This is a genomic window from Staphylococcus sp. HL28 (genome assembly GCF_021117155.1).
Classification (GTDB): domain Bacteria; phylum Bacillota; class Bacilli; order Staphylococcales; family Staphylococcaceae; genus Staphylococcus; species Staphylococcus warneri.
This window is the reverse complement of record NZ_CP088218.1, coordinates 653,588-671,091: the sequence shown is the minus strand read 5'-3', so window position 1 is coordinate 671,091 and position 17,504 is coordinate 653,588. Positions and strand designations below refer to the sequence as shown.

The window sequence follows — 17,504 nt, the reverse complement described above, 5'->3', positions numbered from 1 at the left end:
TTAAAAATGCCCCACACATATATGTATAGATAGAATCAACTTAATTGTATAACTTTAAGAATGCAATGTTAAGTATTTTTTTAATTTAATTGATTGTAAAATATGGATATTTTAAACAAATACAAATAATAGAATAAAAAAGACAATAGCGAGATTTTAAAATCGTCGCTATTGTCCTGTTTATAGCTAATACCTATTTATAATTAAGTAGTTATAAATTCAAATTATCTTTTAGTAAACTCGCATTCTCTTGAAGTGAGTTATCGCTAGGTACAAAGTAATATAATCCGTCATCTTGGATGCCACCTTGACCATCTAATTGATGTCTACTCACTGTATCATTAGCATCTTTATATTTACTTCTAATTGTATTGAGTTCCCCTAATGACAAATCTGTTTTAACGTTCTTTTGTATTTCATTCATTAAAGGTGCAAAATGTGTAATAGATGACGCGCTACTCATTTTATTGGCCATAGCCTCTAAAATGAGTTGTTGGCGTTCCTGACGACCGAAATCTCCGCCAGCGCCTTCTTCTTTACGACTTCTAATAAAGCTCATTGCTTCTTCACCATTAACATGCGTTTTCTTGCCTTTTTCAAAATGTACCCCGTTTGTTGTAAACGTATCGTTACTTACAACATCAATGCCGCCCATTGTATCTATCATGTCATGTAATCCATCCATATCAATCGTTGCGTAATGGTCAATGGGAACATTCATTAATTTTTCTAATGAATTGACTGCCATATTAGGGCCACCATACGCATAAGCATGTGCTATTTTTTCTGTTGTACCTTTGCCAACCATTTTAGCTTGAGTATCTCTAGGTACACTTACAATCTCTGTTTTCTTCTCTTTTGGATTGATAGACAGAATCATAATTGTATCACTACGAGATCCGCCACCTTGTGCTTTACGTTCAGCATCTGAATCTACACCAAATAATGCTATCGTGAATGGATCACCATTTTTCAAATTAACTTTGCCGTTTCTTAAATGTGAATAATCTCTATTTAAAGGATTATGTATTTTATCCCCAGTAATAAATATCTTGGCAATAACATATATCATTGCTAATAGCGCTAATATAAATAATATACCAACAAACCATACTAAAATTTTAGCTGGTAGACTCATTCTATTTTTTTCTGTTCTGCGCACACCCATCATTCCTTTTCCATAATTACTTTACATGCTATATACCTTTATTATTATATAATAGAAAAATTTTTTTACTATACTTCTAAAGTCTTATTATGCGAAATTTATTGTAAAATATTAATCTTAATGGAAAATGGAATAATGATTTTAATGTCGTACATTATTTTATCTTTCATAACCCATATCACTATGTAAAATTTCAAGTACTGCTGAATAACATCCTTCATTACTAATAATAAATGGCGCAGCCGTTGATAAATCTATAGTTCCACCATTTAACGCTGTCATTTTCAAACCAAGTTCTTTCGCAAATAAAAATTGTGCGGCAATATCCCAAGGTTTAGGATTAGTATTGATGTGTGCACCAAATTGCCCTTTAATCACCCTAATTGAATCTAATCCACAAGAACCAATAATTCTATGACTAAATGACGCATTATATAATTGATGAATCGTATCATCATTCATGACTTGTGTATTAAACGATAATATGGCTTCTTCGATATCCAGATTAGGCGGTTGTTTCATTACTTGCTCATTATCAAATGCGCCTTCATTCTCAATAGCCTTATATAAATGCTGATGTGGATAATCATATATATATGAAAGTTTAGGTTCGCCATCTACAAAATAACCTAAAATGATACAATAATCTTCTTGTTGTTTTACCAAATTAGCCGTACCATCTATAGGATCCATAATCCAAACTTGTCCTTGTCTAGGATCTATCTCATCATTATTTTTTTCTTCTGCAAATAACCGATGACCTTCAAGATGTGTTTGTAGAAATACCTGGAATTCATTTTGAATTTGTTTATCCACATTTGTTACTAAGTCAAAACGATTTAACTTTGTATCTGTCTTCATTTCCGCGATTAAATTTGGGATAATTTGGTCTACGTTTTTCAACCATTTTGTTATCATTTCATCTATCATGTGCAAATCATTGCTATGCATTAATAACACCTTCCTATATATCTAAAAAATATTAATTATTTATCATGATTCTTTAAAATAAATGTGTTAATAGCTATATTAACATGCCAATGTCCATTTGCAGCTTTTAACCATAAAAAAATCGGCTAGTCTTATGCTAGCCGACAAATAGAAAGGAAAGTAAGTAATAAATATTGAAGATGTTTTAGTGTAACTCGAACGATTACCAGCTATCTGTTATATAGCTCTACCCCTTTGTTAATCGCTCCCCCTGTTACAAATAATATATTAACATAAAGCGTTTTCTTTTGTAAGCGTTTTCTAATAATTTTTTTGACCATTTTTTCACTTTTTAATCCAAAAATGCGCTAGAAATGTCATCATTGTCGCTTATATGATATAATTATTGTAATATGTAATGTTAATTTGGAGGTGACTTTCATTGAATAAGTTAGAACGACAAAATCGCTTAATAACAGTAATACAACAAAGTAATAAAATAACTGCTTCTGAATTAGCCAAACGTTTAAATGTATCTAAACGTACCATTCTTAGAGATATTGATGATTTAGAAAATCAAGGTGTTCAAATTCATGCTTCTCACGGTAGCCAGGGTGGTTATAAAATTCAAGATGCACAAGCTAAAATTTCACTTACTTTGACTGATAGTCAATTGTCTGCACTATTTCTTACCTTAAATGAAAGTCAATCTTATTCTACGCTACCCTATACTAAAGAAATTCAAGATATTCTTAAACAATGTTTAACTTTACCGCAAACGCGTGTACGAAAATTATTAAAAAAAATGGATTACTATATAAAATTCGAAGATACTGCACAAATAACACTTCCAAATATCTTTTCCGATATTTTAATTTACTGTACTGAACGTAATGTCATGCTTGTTGATTTTGATGAAGAAGATCAAACTTTAGCAGAGAATGTTATCTTTATTGGTCTATTATGTAAAGATGGTCAGTGGCATGCTGTGGTATTTGAAATCGGATTAGGTTCTACAAGAGAATTACCTATTAAAGATATACGGGATATCTCCTACTCATTTGAAAAAACAATTAAAACTCATGATATTACGATTGATAATTATCAACAATTTTTAAACCCAACTGATCTACACGTGTAAACAGTTGGGTTTATTGTATATTACATAGAAATTGTATATATCGTGATCATAAATGATAAAAGATTATTGAGCATATGAATTGTAATAGAAGACGCTAAATTTCTGTTTGATTTTAAATAAACGAATACTAATATAACTGCAAGTATAAAGTATGCACCAAATTCTAATGGTGATTTAGCATCACTTACATGGATTAGTGAAAATGTTACAGCAGAGATAATTCCCATAAAAATAAAATTAAACTTTTTGCCCAATTCACCTATAATGATGTGTCTAAATACAATTTCTTCAACGATAGGTCCAACAATTACTATCAATATAAAAGTGATTGGTAAGAATAGAGGCGTCTTAAATAATTGATTTAAGGCTAATTCATTTTGTGTTTCATTAAATTGCCATGATTGAGGTAATAATTCCATAATCCATTCATAGGCTTTCGACGCACAAATTGAGATAATGAACATCACAATTAAAAACTTCCAATGCTTCTTTAAATAATTCATCCCATTCTTCAAGCGTTCTGAAAAGGAACTGACATGCATAAGGTAAAAACATAAAATGGCAATAACATAACTCATGGTTTGAGCAACGGTAGCAACCATCTCACCCATTAATCTATCTGTATGTATATAATGCGTATTTAATATATTTACACCTATCCTTGAAAATATCATCATTGTTATAAAGATAATTGGTATTAAAAGTAAATCTCTCCAAGCAATATCTTTAAAACTGTACCCTTTGTTTGAAAGTTTCATCTCTATATTTCCTTTCTTTTTACATTTAACTATTAAGGAGGCTTTATGAATTCTCAAGAAACATTAAACCACATAGAATTAAAATTAACACAATTAATCACACATACTGAAATGCTAAAATATTACTTAATATCACATTATAGCAAATTCGAACCATCATTAAATGAATTTAACACATTCATCATTAAAGAAAGTAATTGGATTAAGAGGAATTCAACATTTCATAGTTATACCTCTTTAAGTCATTTCGCTCATTATCAAAGTTTAATTTTTCACCTCGTTGAACACCCGCTTCATACTATTAATTATGGTGATATTTTTCATCATATTATTGAGTACCAAAATATGATTTACAGTACACTTGTCCAATTCAAAGATCGGACTTTTTAATTCTACTTATTCCCACTTCATTTTTCACATTTTATTCTTCAAAAGCACTATCTATTTTAATTATTAATATTTTTGTAAAAAAATAAACCTAAATCTAAAATGTAAATTGTAAATGACTAATATTAGCGTTATAATCGGATATGATTAAGCTAATAAATGAGGAGGATGATCATGCTCGGTTTCTCGGTCTCGTTAGGAAGTAAATTGAATACAACATATATTCAATCAATGGTATCTCAGGGATACGATACTATTTTTACTTCTCTGCAAATACCCGAAGAGGATGATCAACATACACTGACGCATTTTGGGGAACTGTGTCAGTTATTATCTCAATATTCAATCACCTTTATTATTGATGTGAATCCTTCTTTACTTAATCACCACTTTTACAGTTTATTAGATCAATACGCTCATGGGGATTTTGTTTTCAGAATTGATCATGATCTTAATATCAATCTTATTCATGATATACATCAGCACGGTTATCGATGTTGCATTAACGCAAGTACGATAACTCAACGTGAATTATCCACGCTATATCATTATTCAAATAGTCAATCATTAGTATATTGTCATAACTATTATCCAAGGCCAGATACAGGATTAAGTGCGACATTTGTCAAACAACAAAATGACCTCATTCATTCTTTTGATTCAACAGCAGACATATATGCCTTCATTCCAGGAACTGAATTAAGAGGACCCATTTTTAAAGGGTTACCAACCATAGAGGTACATCGTAATCAGCATCCTTGTATCGCGATTAATGAATTAGAACGTGTTGGTATCTCAAATATGATTATTGGAGATACTGGGTTTGATTTAACTTTAGCGCGTCAACTTTATCAAATATGTGTCCAACGACACTTTGAACTGCGTGTTAATGTCACTGAATGTATCAATGATGACCTGTCAAATATACTATTTACTAAACATCATTCAAGAATTGATTCGCCCGAACATATCATACGTTCACATGAATCTAGACAATTAATTAACCAAACTATTGAAGCCATTGGTATCGACCAAAGATTACCCGGAGATGTTACCATCGATAATCATCTGAATGGTCGCTATGAAGGTGAACTACAAATAATTAAATCACCACTTCAAGGACATCCAAATATCAATCGTATTGCACGAATTTATAAACAGGATCAACCATTTATCCATTTGATAGCGCCAGGTGATACTTTTGAATTTAAATGTTTAAAGGAGTAATGACAATTGAATCATTTAACGACTGAATCACGTAATACAGAGACCATGCATTTAGATGAAATGTCAATTCAAGAAGCACTTAAAACGATGAATGACGAAGATCAAATGGTTCCTAAAGCAATCGAACCGATCATTCCTGAATTAACAAAAGTCATCAAAGAAGCGATATCTAAATTCAAGCAACACGGTCGATTGATATACATTGGTGCAGGCACAAGTGGTCGATTAGGTGTTTTAGATGCAGCAGAGTGTGTACCTACATTTAATAACTCACCTGATGAAGTCATAGGTATTATTGCAGGTGGAAGTAAGGCTATGACAGAAGCTGTTGAAGGTGCGGAGGATAATGAAGAACAAGGTAAAGTTGATTTAAAAGCAATTCAACTATCTAAAGATGACATAGTGATTGGTATCTCTGCTAGTGGACGCACACCATACGTTAAAGCCGCGTTAGCATATGCAAATGAGGTCGATGCCGTAAGCGTGTCTCTTTCATGTAATACTAGTAGTGAGATAAGTAAGATATCACAATATGCCTTAGAAGTACCTGTTGGCCCTGAAGTATTAACTGGTTCAACTCGCTTAAAATCAGGCACTGCTCAAAAACTTATTCTTAATATGATATCTACCATGACGATGATTGGTGTAGGGAAAGTTTACGATAATTTAATGGTAGATTTGAAACCAACAAATCAAAAATTAATTCAACGTTCAATTAGAATTATTAAAGATATATGTGATTTAAATGACGAAGAAGCCAAGTTACTCTATGAAAAAGCCGATCAAAACATTAAAACTGCCGTTGTAATGTATTTATGTGACACAACTAAAGATGATGCACAAAACAAATTATTACAACATAATGGAGTGATTAAGCAAGCCATCAAAGGTTAAGGGGGAGGCTAATTCTATGAGTAAAGAAGACAGACTTGCACAAGAAATCATCAATGCGGTAGGTGGAATGCGTAATATACAGCGAATCATGCATTGTATGACTAGAGTGCGGTTATCCATTAAGAATCCAGACATAGTCAATTATGATGAATTACATCAAATAGAAGGTGTTATAGGCATCGTTGAAGATGAAACACTTCAAATCATTGTGGGTCCCGGAGTTGTAGAGAAAGTGGCAGGATATATGGCAGATTATAGCCATGTACCGTTAGGTGAAGACATCTCCTATTCGGACAATCAAAGTTATCAATCTCAAGCTAAAGAACTTGCGAAAGAAAATAAAAAACACTATCAACAATCAAGGAAACAAAGTAAATGGCAACGTTTCTTAAAATCAATTTCAAATATCTTTATACCTTTAATTCCCGCCTTTATCGGTGCAGGTTTAATCGGTGGTATAGCAGCTGTGCTCAACAATATGCTTACTGCCCACATGATATCTGGGGATTTTATGAAACAACTCGTAACCGTATTAAATGTGATTAAAGATGGTATGTTAGCATATTTAGCCATATTCACTGGTATCAATAGTGCTAAAGTATTTGGTGCGACTCCTGGTTTAGGTGGTGTCATTGGTGGCACAACACTATTAACTGGTCTTACTGATGAAAATCCAATTAAAAATATTTTCACTGGTGAACCACTAGTTGCTGGTCAAGGTGGAATTATAGGTGTTATATTTGCTGTTTGGATATTAAGTATGATTGAGAAAAGACTACATAAAGTAACACCAAATGCTATAGATATTATTGTCACACCAACACTTTCACTACTCGGAGTTGGATTATTAACTATTTTTATCATCATGCCAATGGCTGGGTTTGTATCAGATGGTTTAGTTCACGTCGTTAATTGGGTAATAGACGTTGGTGGTGTCTTTAGCGGCTTTATCATTGGTGCCTTTTTCCTTCCACTAGTGATGTTAGGACTTCACCATATTTTCACGCCAATTCACATTGAATTGATAAACAGTACTGGTGCAACCTACCTACTACCTATAGCTGCCATGGCTGGTGCAGGTCAAGTTGGTGCTGCATTAGCATTATGGGTTCGATGCCGACATAATCAACCACTAAGAAACACATTAAAAGGTGCCTTACCTGTTGGATTCTTAGGTATCGGTGAACCACTGATTTATGGTGTTACCTTGCCGCTTGGAAGACCATTCTTCACTGCTTGTATAGGTGGAGGCATTGGAGGTGCCGTCATAGGCGGTATTGGTCATATTGGAGCTAAAGCTGTAGGACCTAGTGGCTTATCACTATTGCCACTGATATCAGATAATATGTATTTAGGTTATATTGCTGGATTGCTATCAGCTTATATCGGTGGATTTATCATGACTTATTTATTTGGAACGACAAAAGAAATGAGAAACTCTAATAAACTGGGTGATTAAAATGACAAACATTTTATATGAAATAGATAACCAGTATCCCTATTTAACAAAAAACGAGAAAAAAATAGCAAATTATATTTTGAATGCACCGCATCATGTTGTGCAGATGAATTCTCAAGATCTTGCACAAAAACTTGATACAAGTCCATCTTCTATTATAAGATTTAGCAAAAAAGTCACTGAAGGTGGTTTTCAAGAATTAAAAATTGGTTTATCTAAATATTTACCAAAAGAGACAACGGTCTACAATGTGGAATTAGTTGATAATGAGAGTACAGCGTCACTAAAAAAGAAGATGCATTCTCGTGCTAAAGGTGCTTTGAATAATGCAAATGAAACACTAAACGATAAAACGATCGATCGTATTTGTGATCAATTTAAACAATCAAATCGCATTTTCATATATGGTTATGGCGCTTCATTTGTCGTTGCAACTGATTTATATCAAAAGCTATCTCGCATTGGAATGAATGTACAACTTGTACAAGAGACACATATTTTCACTACTATGTTAGCGTCCTGTGATAATCGAGATTGTGTTGTTTTTATTACTAATAATGGTATGCAAAGTGAAATGCAAGCCATTGCTAAAGTTGTAGTAGACTATCATATTCCAATTATTACAATTACAAGTTCTACAAAAAATATTATTTCTCAGATGTCAGATATAGTACTAGATTATGGACAATCTGATGAAAATGAAATGCGAATGGGTGCGACTACATCATTATTTGCACAAATGTTTACGATCGATATACTATATTATCGTTATATAGCTCTTAATTATCAATCATCGTTAGACTTCATTACACAATCAAAAATGGCATTAGATAATTATAGAAAACATCTTTCCAATATTGATTTCAAACATTAAAAAAGATACAGTTTAGACATTAATGAGCGTCTAGACTGTATCTTTTTCAATTCTATAGGTCGAAAGAAAAAGAGGTCAGGACAAAAGCAAGATTTCCTATAGAAAATCCTGCTTTAGGGACGCCGTTAATCGGTGTCCCTAAGCACAAAAACTTTATGTCTCAACCTCTTTAAAATTCAAACTATTTTAATGTATTATTTTTTCTTGCTTGTTGTTCAGCTTTATTATATCTAATGAAGTAATAAATAGTAACGAAAGCTAAGAAAATAATGCCAATCACTACAGAAACCACTGTTTCTTTATTAAATAACATTCCAATTAAAACAATAACTAAGAATGCAATTGTTAAGTAACTTGCTACCATACCACCAGGCATTTTGAATGGATGATTTTTCGTTTCTTCTGGATGTAATTTTCTAAAGCGAATATGACTAAATAAAATCATAAACCAAGGAATCATACCAGGTAAAATAGATGCACTGTAAACATATACGAAAATGCTATCAGCACCTTTAATGAACATTGGTAATATAACATTTAATAAAGCTCCAATTAAAATACCCGTAGAAATTGCTAATACTGTATATAATGGCACACCATTTTTCATTACTTTAGTGAATATCTTAGGTAATTGACCTTTACGTGCTAATGTATAAATCATACGGCTCGCACTGAAGATACCTGAATTACAACCAGACATTGCTGCTGTTAATACAACAAAGTTAATTAATCCTGCTGCAAATGTAATACCTACTTTAGCAAATGTTGCTACAAATGGGCTACCGATGTTTCCTAATTCATCCCAAGGATAAACTGATACGATAACAAAGATAGCACCTAGATAGAAAATTAATATACGCCAAATGACACCATTAACTGCTTTGACAATATTTTTTTGTGGATCCTTTGTTTCTCCTGCTGAAATACCAATTAATTCTACCCCTTGATATGAACCAATGACAATAGATAATGCAAAGAAGAACCCTACAATACCATTTGGCATAAATCCACCGTGTGACCATAAATTAGAAATACCAACTGGATGTCCGCCATTTCCAATTCCAAATAAAATTAATCCAAATCCTGCAATAATCATTAAAATAATTGTTACAACTTTAATCAATGCAAACCAGAATTCAAATTCACCGAATGCTTTAACTGACACTAAGTTAGCTGCTGTTAATAATAGAACTGCTATAATTCCCGGTATCCAAGCTGGTAAGTTCGGGAACCAATAATTCATATATTCTCCTACTGCTATTACTTCACTCATACCAACAACAACCCACTGGAATATATTACTCCAAGCGGTCATATAACCTGCTGCTGGATGTATGTAATCACTTGCAAATGTAGCAAATGAACCCGTTGTCGGATTAATATATATCATTTCTCCCATAGCTCGCATAATTAAAAATAAAAATATACCCGCAATTAAATATGCAAATATTACAGATGGCCCAGTCCATTTAATGGTGCTTGTTGCTCCCATAAACAAACCTACACCAATCGTACCGCCAAGTGCGATCATTTGCATTTGACGTGCACTCAATCCCCTTTTTAATTCATTATTCTCCATAACAATAACCCACCTCTTTTTACTAAGATAAAATAATAATAATCTTATTTACGCAATTATACTATAAAATGACGAAATTGAAACAATATTTTAACAATTTATTGAAATCGCTTACAAAACTGACGTGACAGTCTTTTGCAAAACCGCAATTTTACTACATTTGCAATAAACAACTGCTTTAAAAAATATTTTAAAAAAGAAAATGATTCATGTTTTTTAACTTCGAAATAGTGTAATGGTTATTGTTTTATGTTTTTCAATATAGTTTTATTTAATCTCTAACTCATTTATGTTATCCAGTTTCTTTAACGTTTGTTCAATTATGTTTTATGATATACTTTTCATATCATCATTAAGGAGATCGTTATGAGTCAAACATTAATTAAAAAAGCATTAAAAATTTCAGCTATCTTTTTAATTATCTTTTTCTTACTCAATTATTTTTCAGTTAAAAACCCAAATTTACTACCACTCATTGGTAAATCTGTATTAGCTGCAGTTGCTTTCTTTATTATTTATGTAGTTGCTTTTACAGTTTTAGATTCTCCAGAGCGAAAAATGAAATTTGGTACTACATTACCTATAGCAATCATCATTGGTTTAATTATTGGTGCATTGATATCACAGATTCAATTAGGTGTTTTATTTGGTGTTGTTATTGGTATCATTGCAGGTTTTATTTGGGAATATATTGAAAGACGAAATGGAGGTCAACGTTAATGTCAGTTTTGATTGGCGTCATCATTTTAATACTATTAATTATAAGTTTTATACCGAATTATAAAGCCATGAAATTAGCAAAATCACAAGGTCAAAAGACAACACGTTTTGCCATCATGGTCGGTATTGATGCGATTTTAATCGTGTTAATTTTAGTTACATTATTATTAAAAATCATGTAATAACTTAATTCATATATGAAAAACCCGTTTCTGACTGAGTGAATGATCTCAATCTGAAACGGGCATTTTTTATAGTTTACCTTGTAATAATAGGAAATATCCAATTGTAGCTAAAATCAAATAAATCACTGTCCCTACCACAAATGATCTTACATGCACATGAAATGGAACACGTTTATTAAATATGGGTCCTAAGATTAAATTACCTATACCAATAATAAGTGGACCAGCTATAAAAAATAGTATCGTGTAAAACATGCCACACCTCCTATTTCACTTCAAAAAAACGTTGCACAATGTCATCAAAATCAATATCTTTGGCAATATAATTTACTGAAGTAAAATCTTGTTCTTCTGTCATGACATTCGTGTTGACGATAACATCCAAGCCAGCTAAATTGGCAGCAGTTGCACCATTAACTGAATCTTCTATTGCTAAACAATGGGTTGGATTATAATTCAACTGTTGCACCGCTGTTAAATAAGGTTCAGGATCAGGTTTGACATTAGAAACATCTTCTCTGCCTACAATGACATCAATATATTCGTCTAAACCTAATTTATGGAAAGTAGGCAGTATATCTTCTCTAGGAATACTTGTTGCAATAGCCATTGGAATGTGACGTTGCTTTAAATATGCCATTAATTTTTCAATCGTTTCAACTATCGGAAGTTGGCTACTTGTATCATTATGTTCTTTATATATTGCTGCTTTCTTTTCTGAACCAAGTAATGATTCTAAGTACTGATGAAGCTCAGTTGCTGCACCACCTATTGATCTACGATAAAAAGCTAACGATATAGGTGCTTCGTTGTGTTTTACTAAATGTTTATTGATGACATCGAAAAGATGTTTTTCTGTATCGATAATTGTACCATCAAAATCAAATACAACTGCTCTGTACATAATATATGTGCTCCTTTGTCTCTCTTAAGTTAAATATGTTCATTGATTCATATTTTAACATATTCAGACTTTCCATTTCCCTTAAAAGTGCATCAGAGACGTTTACTTTTAGAAGACCAGTATTTAGCAAGAATAGGACCTGAAATATTGTGTACTAAGCTGAACACTGCCCCCGGTACTGCAGCTAAAGGACTGAAATGAACAGTAGCCAGTGAAACTGCTAAACCAGAATTTTGCATACCCACTTCAATAGCAACTGCTTTTTTATCTGGATAATCCATTTTAAACACTTTAGCTAATAGATAACCAATTGTATATCCTAATACATTGTGTAATATCACGACGACAAAAATAAGTAATCCTGTTTTTAAAATTTGTGCTTTACTACCTGCAACTACAGCTGCCAATATAAGTGAAATCGCAATAACTGATACGAGCGGTAATGCCGTCGCTGCTTTATGAGCAAATTGGCGCGCTACCTTTTGGAAAACAAATCCAATGATAATTGGAATCAGTACCACTTGAACAACAGACCACAACATACTTGTGAATGATACATTTAACCATTCATGCGCAAAAAGATAAATCAATGCTGGTGTGACAAAAGGTGCAATCAATGTTGAAACACTTGTGATTGCCACAGATAACGCTACATTCGCTTTAGCTAAGTAACTCATGACATTACTAGATGTTCCTCCCGGACAGCACCCTACTAGAATGACACCAATAGCAATTTCTGGTGGTAAATGAAAGCCTTTGGCAATCAGAAAGGCTAATGTTGGCATAATCGTAAACTGTAAAATCACTCCAATAATAACAGGCTTAGGTGATTGTAAAACAATCTTGAAATCTTTTGGGTCAATCGTCATTCCCATTCCTAGCATGACAATGCCTAATAAGTAAGGAACAAATCCACCTAATATAGCCATGTGTGATGGAAATACAAAACCGATTATAGCTGCCACTAACATCCAAAATATAAATGTCTTAGTCGCAAATTGACTCATACGATTCAACATATAAACACATCCTTAATTGTTAATAATGACAAATATTATCACAACTCAGAAGTATGAACAATATTATTTTCAGAATTTTTAGATATTTTAAGATGCATCAATCCTTTGTAACGAGATTTTAATAAAATGCTATACACCATGGTACAGTTGATTTCCCTTGCTTTATATCCATATTCTTCTTAACCTTCATTCAAAAGTCCTAGTGAATATCAAAAAGAAGCGTGGTACAATCAATTTAACAAAATAAAAAAACAAATAACCTACATAACTATATATTATTTGAGCCACGTACGAATGTTAGCAATTGGGAGGCATAACATGTTGATAGACAAATTTGAAACCTATATCATCAATATCGCAGATTTAAAATCGCGATCATCACGCAAATCTTTAACAAAGCTTTGTAAACAACTTAAGTTTTGTGAATCATTTCAATACCAAATCTTTAAACAACAAGGTATGTACGCTTTAGAAGTCAGCTTACCTAAACAACAATTACCTTACTTTATTAGCTTTTTAAGTTTCCATAACTTTACCATCTACCAAATTTTATCACCAAAGCAACTAGACGAATTACTTGATTCAGAACGTTTATACCAATCTGCTAAACGATTTGAATTATCTATCGATGGCTTACAAGACGCATTTATCAAAGACAAAGTGATTGATATTATGAATATGTATATGAATCACTATAATATCAGCTATACATTAAATAAAAATTGTGCAAGTATCATTTGTCCTCCTGATATTTTTTCTAAATTACTACATACTATAGCAACACGTAACATAGATATTCTTTCAGCAGGATATAAATCTAAAATGATAAATAAAGCAAGAATTTCATAATTCAACTATTTGAATACTAATTATAAAAGGGATTCCGAAACGATATTGTTTCGTAATCCCTTGTTTTAATTATTTTTCATCATTATCGTAAACTAAGTGTTCAAATGCTTCTCTTACTTGTGGTACAGACATACCTACAACGACTTGTACACTTTTGCCACTTTTAACTAGGCCATGTGCCATTTGATTATGTGTAAAATAACTACTGTCTTCTACTTTATTTTCATCGTTAACTGTTAATCTTAATCGAGTTGTACAATTAGTAACATCTTTAATATTTTCTTTACCGCCAAGTCCTTCTAGATAATAAGCTGCCTTATCATCATATTCATTTCCGGTTGACTGAGGTTGTGCCATCTTGCCTTCGCCTTTTTTCTCTTTGTAATCTTGTTTAGAGAATAATTTAACTTCTTCTTCATTTTTACGACGACCTGGTAGTGGAATATCAAATTTCAATATTAAAAATCTAAATAATACATAGTAAATACCTACAAATATTAAACCAATAACTACTTGAATCACATACGTCATCCAATGTTCTTTGCCGAGTGGTATCCAGTTTGTTGCTAAGAAGTCTAAAACACCACCGCCCATGTTACCTACTAATCCAAAGCCGTACATGATTGTATCCATTGTAGCTGCAAGTAAAGCATGTAATACGAATAAATATGGTGCAATAAATAAGAATGTAAATTCTAATGGTTCAGTAATTCCCGCAACAACCGCTGTAAGTGTTGCTGGTATTAACAATGCAGCCACTTTTTTGCGATTCTCTTTTGGTGTTGTTGAATACATGGCTAATGCAATACCTAAACAGCCGAATACTTTTCCGTTACCTTGTAACATAAAGCCGTATGGGAATTGTTCTTTTAACGGTTTACTACTTTCTGCAAATTGATTTAAATGTTGTAACCATTCCGCTTTGAGGCCATGATTGACAACGACTGGACCAACTTCAATAGGTGCATAAATGAAGTGATGTAAACCTGTTGGGATCAACACTCTTTCTAAGAAATGATATAAACACACGCCTACATATCCTGATCCGATAATAAAGTGTTGTACTGACGCTATACCATGTTGAACTGTAGGCCATACGACACATGTAATTGCTGCGACAGGTAACATGACAAAGAATGAAATCGTCACTACAAATGTTAATCCTTGGAATACGCCTAACATTTCTGGAAGACGTTTACTATAATAACGATTATGAATCCATGTAATAATACCTGAGATAATAATACCGCCTAAAATATTAGTATCTAATGTTTCTATCCCGGCAATTGCTTTAAGACCAGTAACATTTTCAACGCCTTTTTCTAAATTGGCACCAAATGTATGTGGCCATTGCGTTAATATTGCATTAATAAATGTATTAAACATCAAATAGCCCATTAATGCAGCTAGCGCTGCATGTCCTGGTGCTTTTTTAGCCAAAGATAATGGTAAACCTACTACAAATACAATTTCCATATGGTTGAATATAACCCAACCACCTGACTCTATCACTGACCAAAATTTAAACCAAAATGTATGTTGGTCTGCTAAACCACCCATAATGGTTGGATTTTTAAATAATGTTGCAAACCCAAGTACAATCCCAAAGAAAGCAAACATCAAGACAGGTACAATCATTGCACTTCCAAACCGTTTGATTGCATTCATCATAATAACCTCCACATCCCAATTTCGTTCTATTCAACATTGAAAATGAGTTTTAAATTATTCCTTTCAATGTCTTATCTTATTTCTAATATATAGTAAACGCTTACATTACTACAACGTGATTGACGCATTTTGAAAGTATTTTGTATAATCAGATTATGTTTTCTTATGATGAAAATTTTTTCAACACTAACAAATGAGGTGTCGTTATGTTTCTAGATGAACGTGTGAATGCGAACTTTAATCAACTCAATGACAATGATTTACAAATTGCGAATTTCGTTAATACTCATGTTGATTTATGTAAAAATTTAAAAATACAAGACTTAGCACAGCATACACATGCATCAAATGCTACAATACATCGCTTTACACGAAAATTAGGATTTGATGGTTATAGTGACTTCAAATCATTTTTAAAATTTGAAAGTGAAAAGAAAAATCAATTGCCTTCTGACTCTATCGAATCATTTAGACAAGAAATTGAAAATACGTTTAATTATTTAGATCGTATAGATTATGAGCTATTAACTAATAAAATGAATGATGCCGGAACAATATATTTATATGGAACGGGTCGAGCTCAAATCAATGTGGCTGAAGAAGCACAAAGAATATTATTAACCATGCATAAAAATATCATTATTCTTTATGATGTCCACGAATTAAAAATGGTCTTAAACAAAACCGTACCGCAAGACCTTTTCTTTATTATTTCACTATCTGGAGAAACATATCAATTAAAAGAAGTGACACAACTATTACAATTGAGACAAAAATATTTTATCTCAGTCACAACGATGAAAGACAATACGTTAGCCCAACAAGCTAGTTATAATGTTTATGTATCTAGTAATACATTTTATTTAAATGATGGTACTGACTATTCAAGTTTCATTAGTTATCATATCTTCTTTGAAACGCTGCTCAGAAAATATAATGAACGCAAAGAGATAGGAGATCTCAAATAATACATTGTCTATAAAAATAAAAAGCCAGTAAATGAGCTTTCTTAGTTCATTTACTGGCTTATATATTACTTATGTTTAATACAAATTAGTTATTTTTTTGTTCTTCAATTTCTTCTAACACTGCATTCATTTTATCAAACATAAGTTCAAATCCATGTGCAGTAGAATCATGATATTCTTTCTTTTTTTGTTTGTATTCAAGGTTGGTTAATCTTCGTTCACGTTCCATATATGATTGATAATAGAAGAACATTTGTGTGCCACCTGATTCACGTTCGAAGAATTCTACTTCTATAATATCTTCTTCGTTACTTAAGCCTGGCATACCTATTGTCATTTTAATAAATTCATCCATAACTAATTCTTCGTATGTACCTTCGATAATATTTTGTTTGCCATTTCTACTATCAACGATACGATACTTACCACCTTCTTGGACATCTGCTTCAAATGATTTATTCGTACGTTTCGACGTCATAAACCATTGTTTAAGAATATCTTCTTTCGTCCAAGCTTCATAAATTGTTTCTGGTGAATATTTTAATAAACGTTCAATATCAATTTCTACATATTCATTTTCCACATTATACTTTGCCACTTTCAGTCACCTACTTTCACTCTTAATACTATTTTAACGTATTTGTTCAAACTTCCAAACATTTATACATTAAAAAAGATTGCGCTTCTACACATTTAGTCTAGTTTACCATTAAAACGCTGACTTAAAACATTTTCAATATTTATAATTCTATTTATCAACTAAAAAACCGA

At 32.1% G+C, this 17,504-nt stretch carries 19 protein-coding genes; 10 read left to right on the top strand and 9 right to left on the bottom strand.

Annotation, left to right across the window (positions count from 1 at the left end):
• Positions 1-211: 211 nt before the first annotated feature.
• Together LPC11_RS03060 and LPC11_RS03055 are read right to left on the bottom strand one after the other, a co-directional pair.
• Positions 212-1,171, bottom strand: a complete 960-nt coding sequence (locus tag LPC11_RS03060) for an LCP family glycopolymer transferase (protein ID WP_443028897.1) — start codon at positions 1,169-1,171, stop codon at positions 212-214.
• 156 nt (positions 1,172-1,327) lie between these two features.
• Entirely contained in the window at positions 1,328-2,119 is a 792-nt protein-coding gene (locus LPC11_RS03055; protein ID WP_023373717.1) for an inositol monophosphatase family protein, read from the bottom strand.
• A gap of 421 nt (positions 2,120-2,540) precedes the next feature.
• On the opposite strand from LPC11_RS03055, the gene LPC11_RS03050 reads away from it, so the two are divergent.
• Complete coding sequence (locus LPC11_RS03050; protein ID WP_023373719.1) at positions 2,541-3,239, top strand: helix-turn-helix transcriptional regulator; 699 nt, start codon at positions 2,541-2,543, stop codon at positions 3,237-3,239.
• A gap of 20 nt (positions 3,240-3,259) precedes the next feature.
• Here the strand turns inward: LPC11_RS03050 and LPC11_RS03045 are convergent, their stop codons facing one another.
• On the bottom strand, positions 3,260-3,997 hold the full coding sequence (locus LPC11_RS03045; RefSeq protein WP_107566376.1) for a CPBP family intramembrane glutamic endopeptidase: 738 nt from the start codon (positions 3,995-3,997) through the stop codon (positions 3,260-3,262).
• A 45-nt stretch (positions 3,998-4,042) separates the two neighbouring features.
• Between LPC11_RS03045 and LPC11_RS03040 the strand changes: the two genes are divergently transcribed.
• From LPC11_RS03040 to LPC11_RS03020, 5 genes are all read left to right on the top strand, one after another.
• Positions 4,043-4,387 (top strand): hypothetical protein, encoded by a 345-nt coding sequence (locus LPC11_RS03040; RefSeq protein ID WP_023373722.1) that lies wholly within the window; start codon positions 4,043-4,045, stop codon positions 4,385-4,387.
• A gap of 171 nt (positions 4,388-4,558) precedes the next feature.
• The gene (locus tag LPC11_RS03035; protein WP_023373724.1) at positions 4,559-5,611 is read left to right on the top strand and encodes a MupG family TIM beta-alpha barrel fold protein; all 1,053 of its coding nucleotides are present in this window, start codon (positions 4,559-4,561) and stop codon (positions 5,609-5,611) included.
• A 6-nt stretch (positions 5,612-5,617) separates the two neighbouring features.
• Positions 5,618-6,505, top strand: coding sequence for an N-acetylmuramic acid 6-phosphate etherase (gene murQ, locus LPC11_RS03030; protein WP_041613677.1), 888 nt, complete (start codon positions 5,618-5,620; stop codon positions 6,503-6,505).
• A 16-nt stretch (positions 6,506-6,521) separates the two neighbouring features.
• A complete protein-coding gene (locus tag LPC11_RS03025) occupies positions 6,522-7,964 on the top strand; it encodes a PTS transporter subunit EIIC (protein ID WP_023373728.1) in 1,443 nt (480 codons plus the stop codon).
• Between the two features lies 1 nt (position 7,965).
• Positions 7,966-8,838 carry a MurR/RpiR family transcriptional regulator gene (locus LPC11_RS03020; RefSeq protein ID WP_023373730.1) on the top strand — a complete coding sequence of 291 codons (873 nt, stop codon included), beginning with the start codon at positions 7,966-7,968 and terminating at the stop codon, positions 8,836-8,838.
• Between the two features lie 181 nt (positions 8,839-9,019).
• Here the strand turns inward: LPC11_RS03020 and LPC11_RS03015 are convergent, their stop codons facing one another.
• On the bottom strand, positions 9,020-10,417 hold the full coding sequence (locus LPC11_RS03015) for an amino acid permease (protein WP_023373732.1): 1,398 nt from the start codon (positions 10,415-10,417) through the stop codon (positions 9,020-9,022).
• A 366-nt stretch (positions 10,418-10,783) separates the two neighbouring features.
• On the opposite strand from LPC11_RS03015, the gene LPC11_RS03010 reads away from it, so the two are divergent.
• The gene (locus tag LPC11_RS03010) at positions 10,784-11,137 is read left to right on the top strand and encodes a hypothetical protein (protein ID WP_107566378.1); all 354 of its coding nucleotides are present in this window, start codon (positions 10,784-10,786) and stop codon (positions 11,135-11,137) included.
• Positions 11,137-11,319, top strand: a complete 183-nt coding sequence (locus tag LPC11_RS03005) for a hypothetical protein (RefSeq protein ID WP_002465541.1) — start codon at positions 11,137-11,139, stop codon at positions 11,317-11,319. The genes LPC11_RS03010 and LPC11_RS03005 overlap by 1 nt, the downstream gene beginning before the upstream one ends.
• Positions 11,320-11,388: 69 nt before the next feature.
• On the opposite strand, the gene LPC11_RS03000 is transcribed toward LPC11_RS03005, so the two are convergent.
• The 3 genes from LPC11_RS03000 to LPC11_RS02990 form a co-directional block, all read right to left on the bottom strand.
• Positions 11,389-11,577, bottom strand: coding sequence for a hypothetical protein (locus tag LPC11_RS03000; protein ID WP_002465537.1), 189 nt, complete (start codon positions 11,575-11,577; stop codon positions 11,389-11,391).
• Positions 11,578-11,587: 10 nt separating this feature from the next.
• Positions 11,588-12,226 (bottom strand): HAD family hydrolase, encoded by a 639-nt coding sequence (locus tag LPC11_RS02995; RefSeq protein ID WP_231307346.1) that lies wholly within the window; start codon positions 12,224-12,226, stop codon positions 11,588-11,590.
• Positions 12,227-12,318: 92 nt separating this feature from the next.
• Positions 12,319-13,245: a bile acid:sodium symporter family protein gene (locus LPC11_RS02990; protein WP_002465539.1), complete on the bottom strand. Its 927-nt coding sequence runs from the start codon at positions 13,243-13,245 to the stop codon at positions 12,319-12,321.
• Between the two features lie 318 nt (positions 13,246-13,563).
• Here LPC11_RS02990 and LPC11_RS02985 point away from each other — a divergent pair, with 318 nt between their 5' ends.
• On the top strand, positions 13,564-14,094 hold the full coding sequence (locus LPC11_RS02985) for a hypothetical protein (protein WP_002465536.1): 531 nt from the start codon (positions 13,564-13,566) through the stop codon (positions 14,092-14,094).
• A 69-nt stretch (positions 14,095-14,163) separates the two neighbouring features.
• Here the strand turns inward: LPC11_RS02985 and LPC11_RS02980 are convergent, their stop codons facing one another.
• Positions 14,164-15,762, bottom strand: a complete 1,599-nt coding sequence (locus LPC11_RS02980) for an alpha-glucoside-specific PTS transporter subunit IIBC (RefSeq protein ID WP_231307393.1) — start codon at positions 15,760-15,762, stop codon at positions 14,164-14,166.
• A gap of 209 nt (positions 15,763-15,971) precedes the next feature.
• Here LPC11_RS02980 and LPC11_RS02975 point away from each other — a divergent pair, with 209 nt between their 5' ends.
• A complete protein-coding gene (locus tag LPC11_RS02975; protein WP_023373740.1) occupies positions 15,972-16,733 on the top strand; it encodes a MurR/RpiR family transcriptional regulator in 762 nt (253 codons plus the stop codon).
• An 85-nt stretch (positions 16,734-16,818) separates the two neighbouring features.
• Here LPC11_RS02975 and LPC11_RS02970 read toward each other — a convergent pair whose 3' ends face one another.
• Complete coding sequence (locus LPC11_RS02970) at positions 16,819-17,331, bottom strand: SRPBCC family protein (protein WP_002451973.1); 513 nt, start codon at positions 17,329-17,331, stop codon at positions 16,819-16,821.
• Positions 17,332-17,504 lie beyond the last annotated feature (173 nt).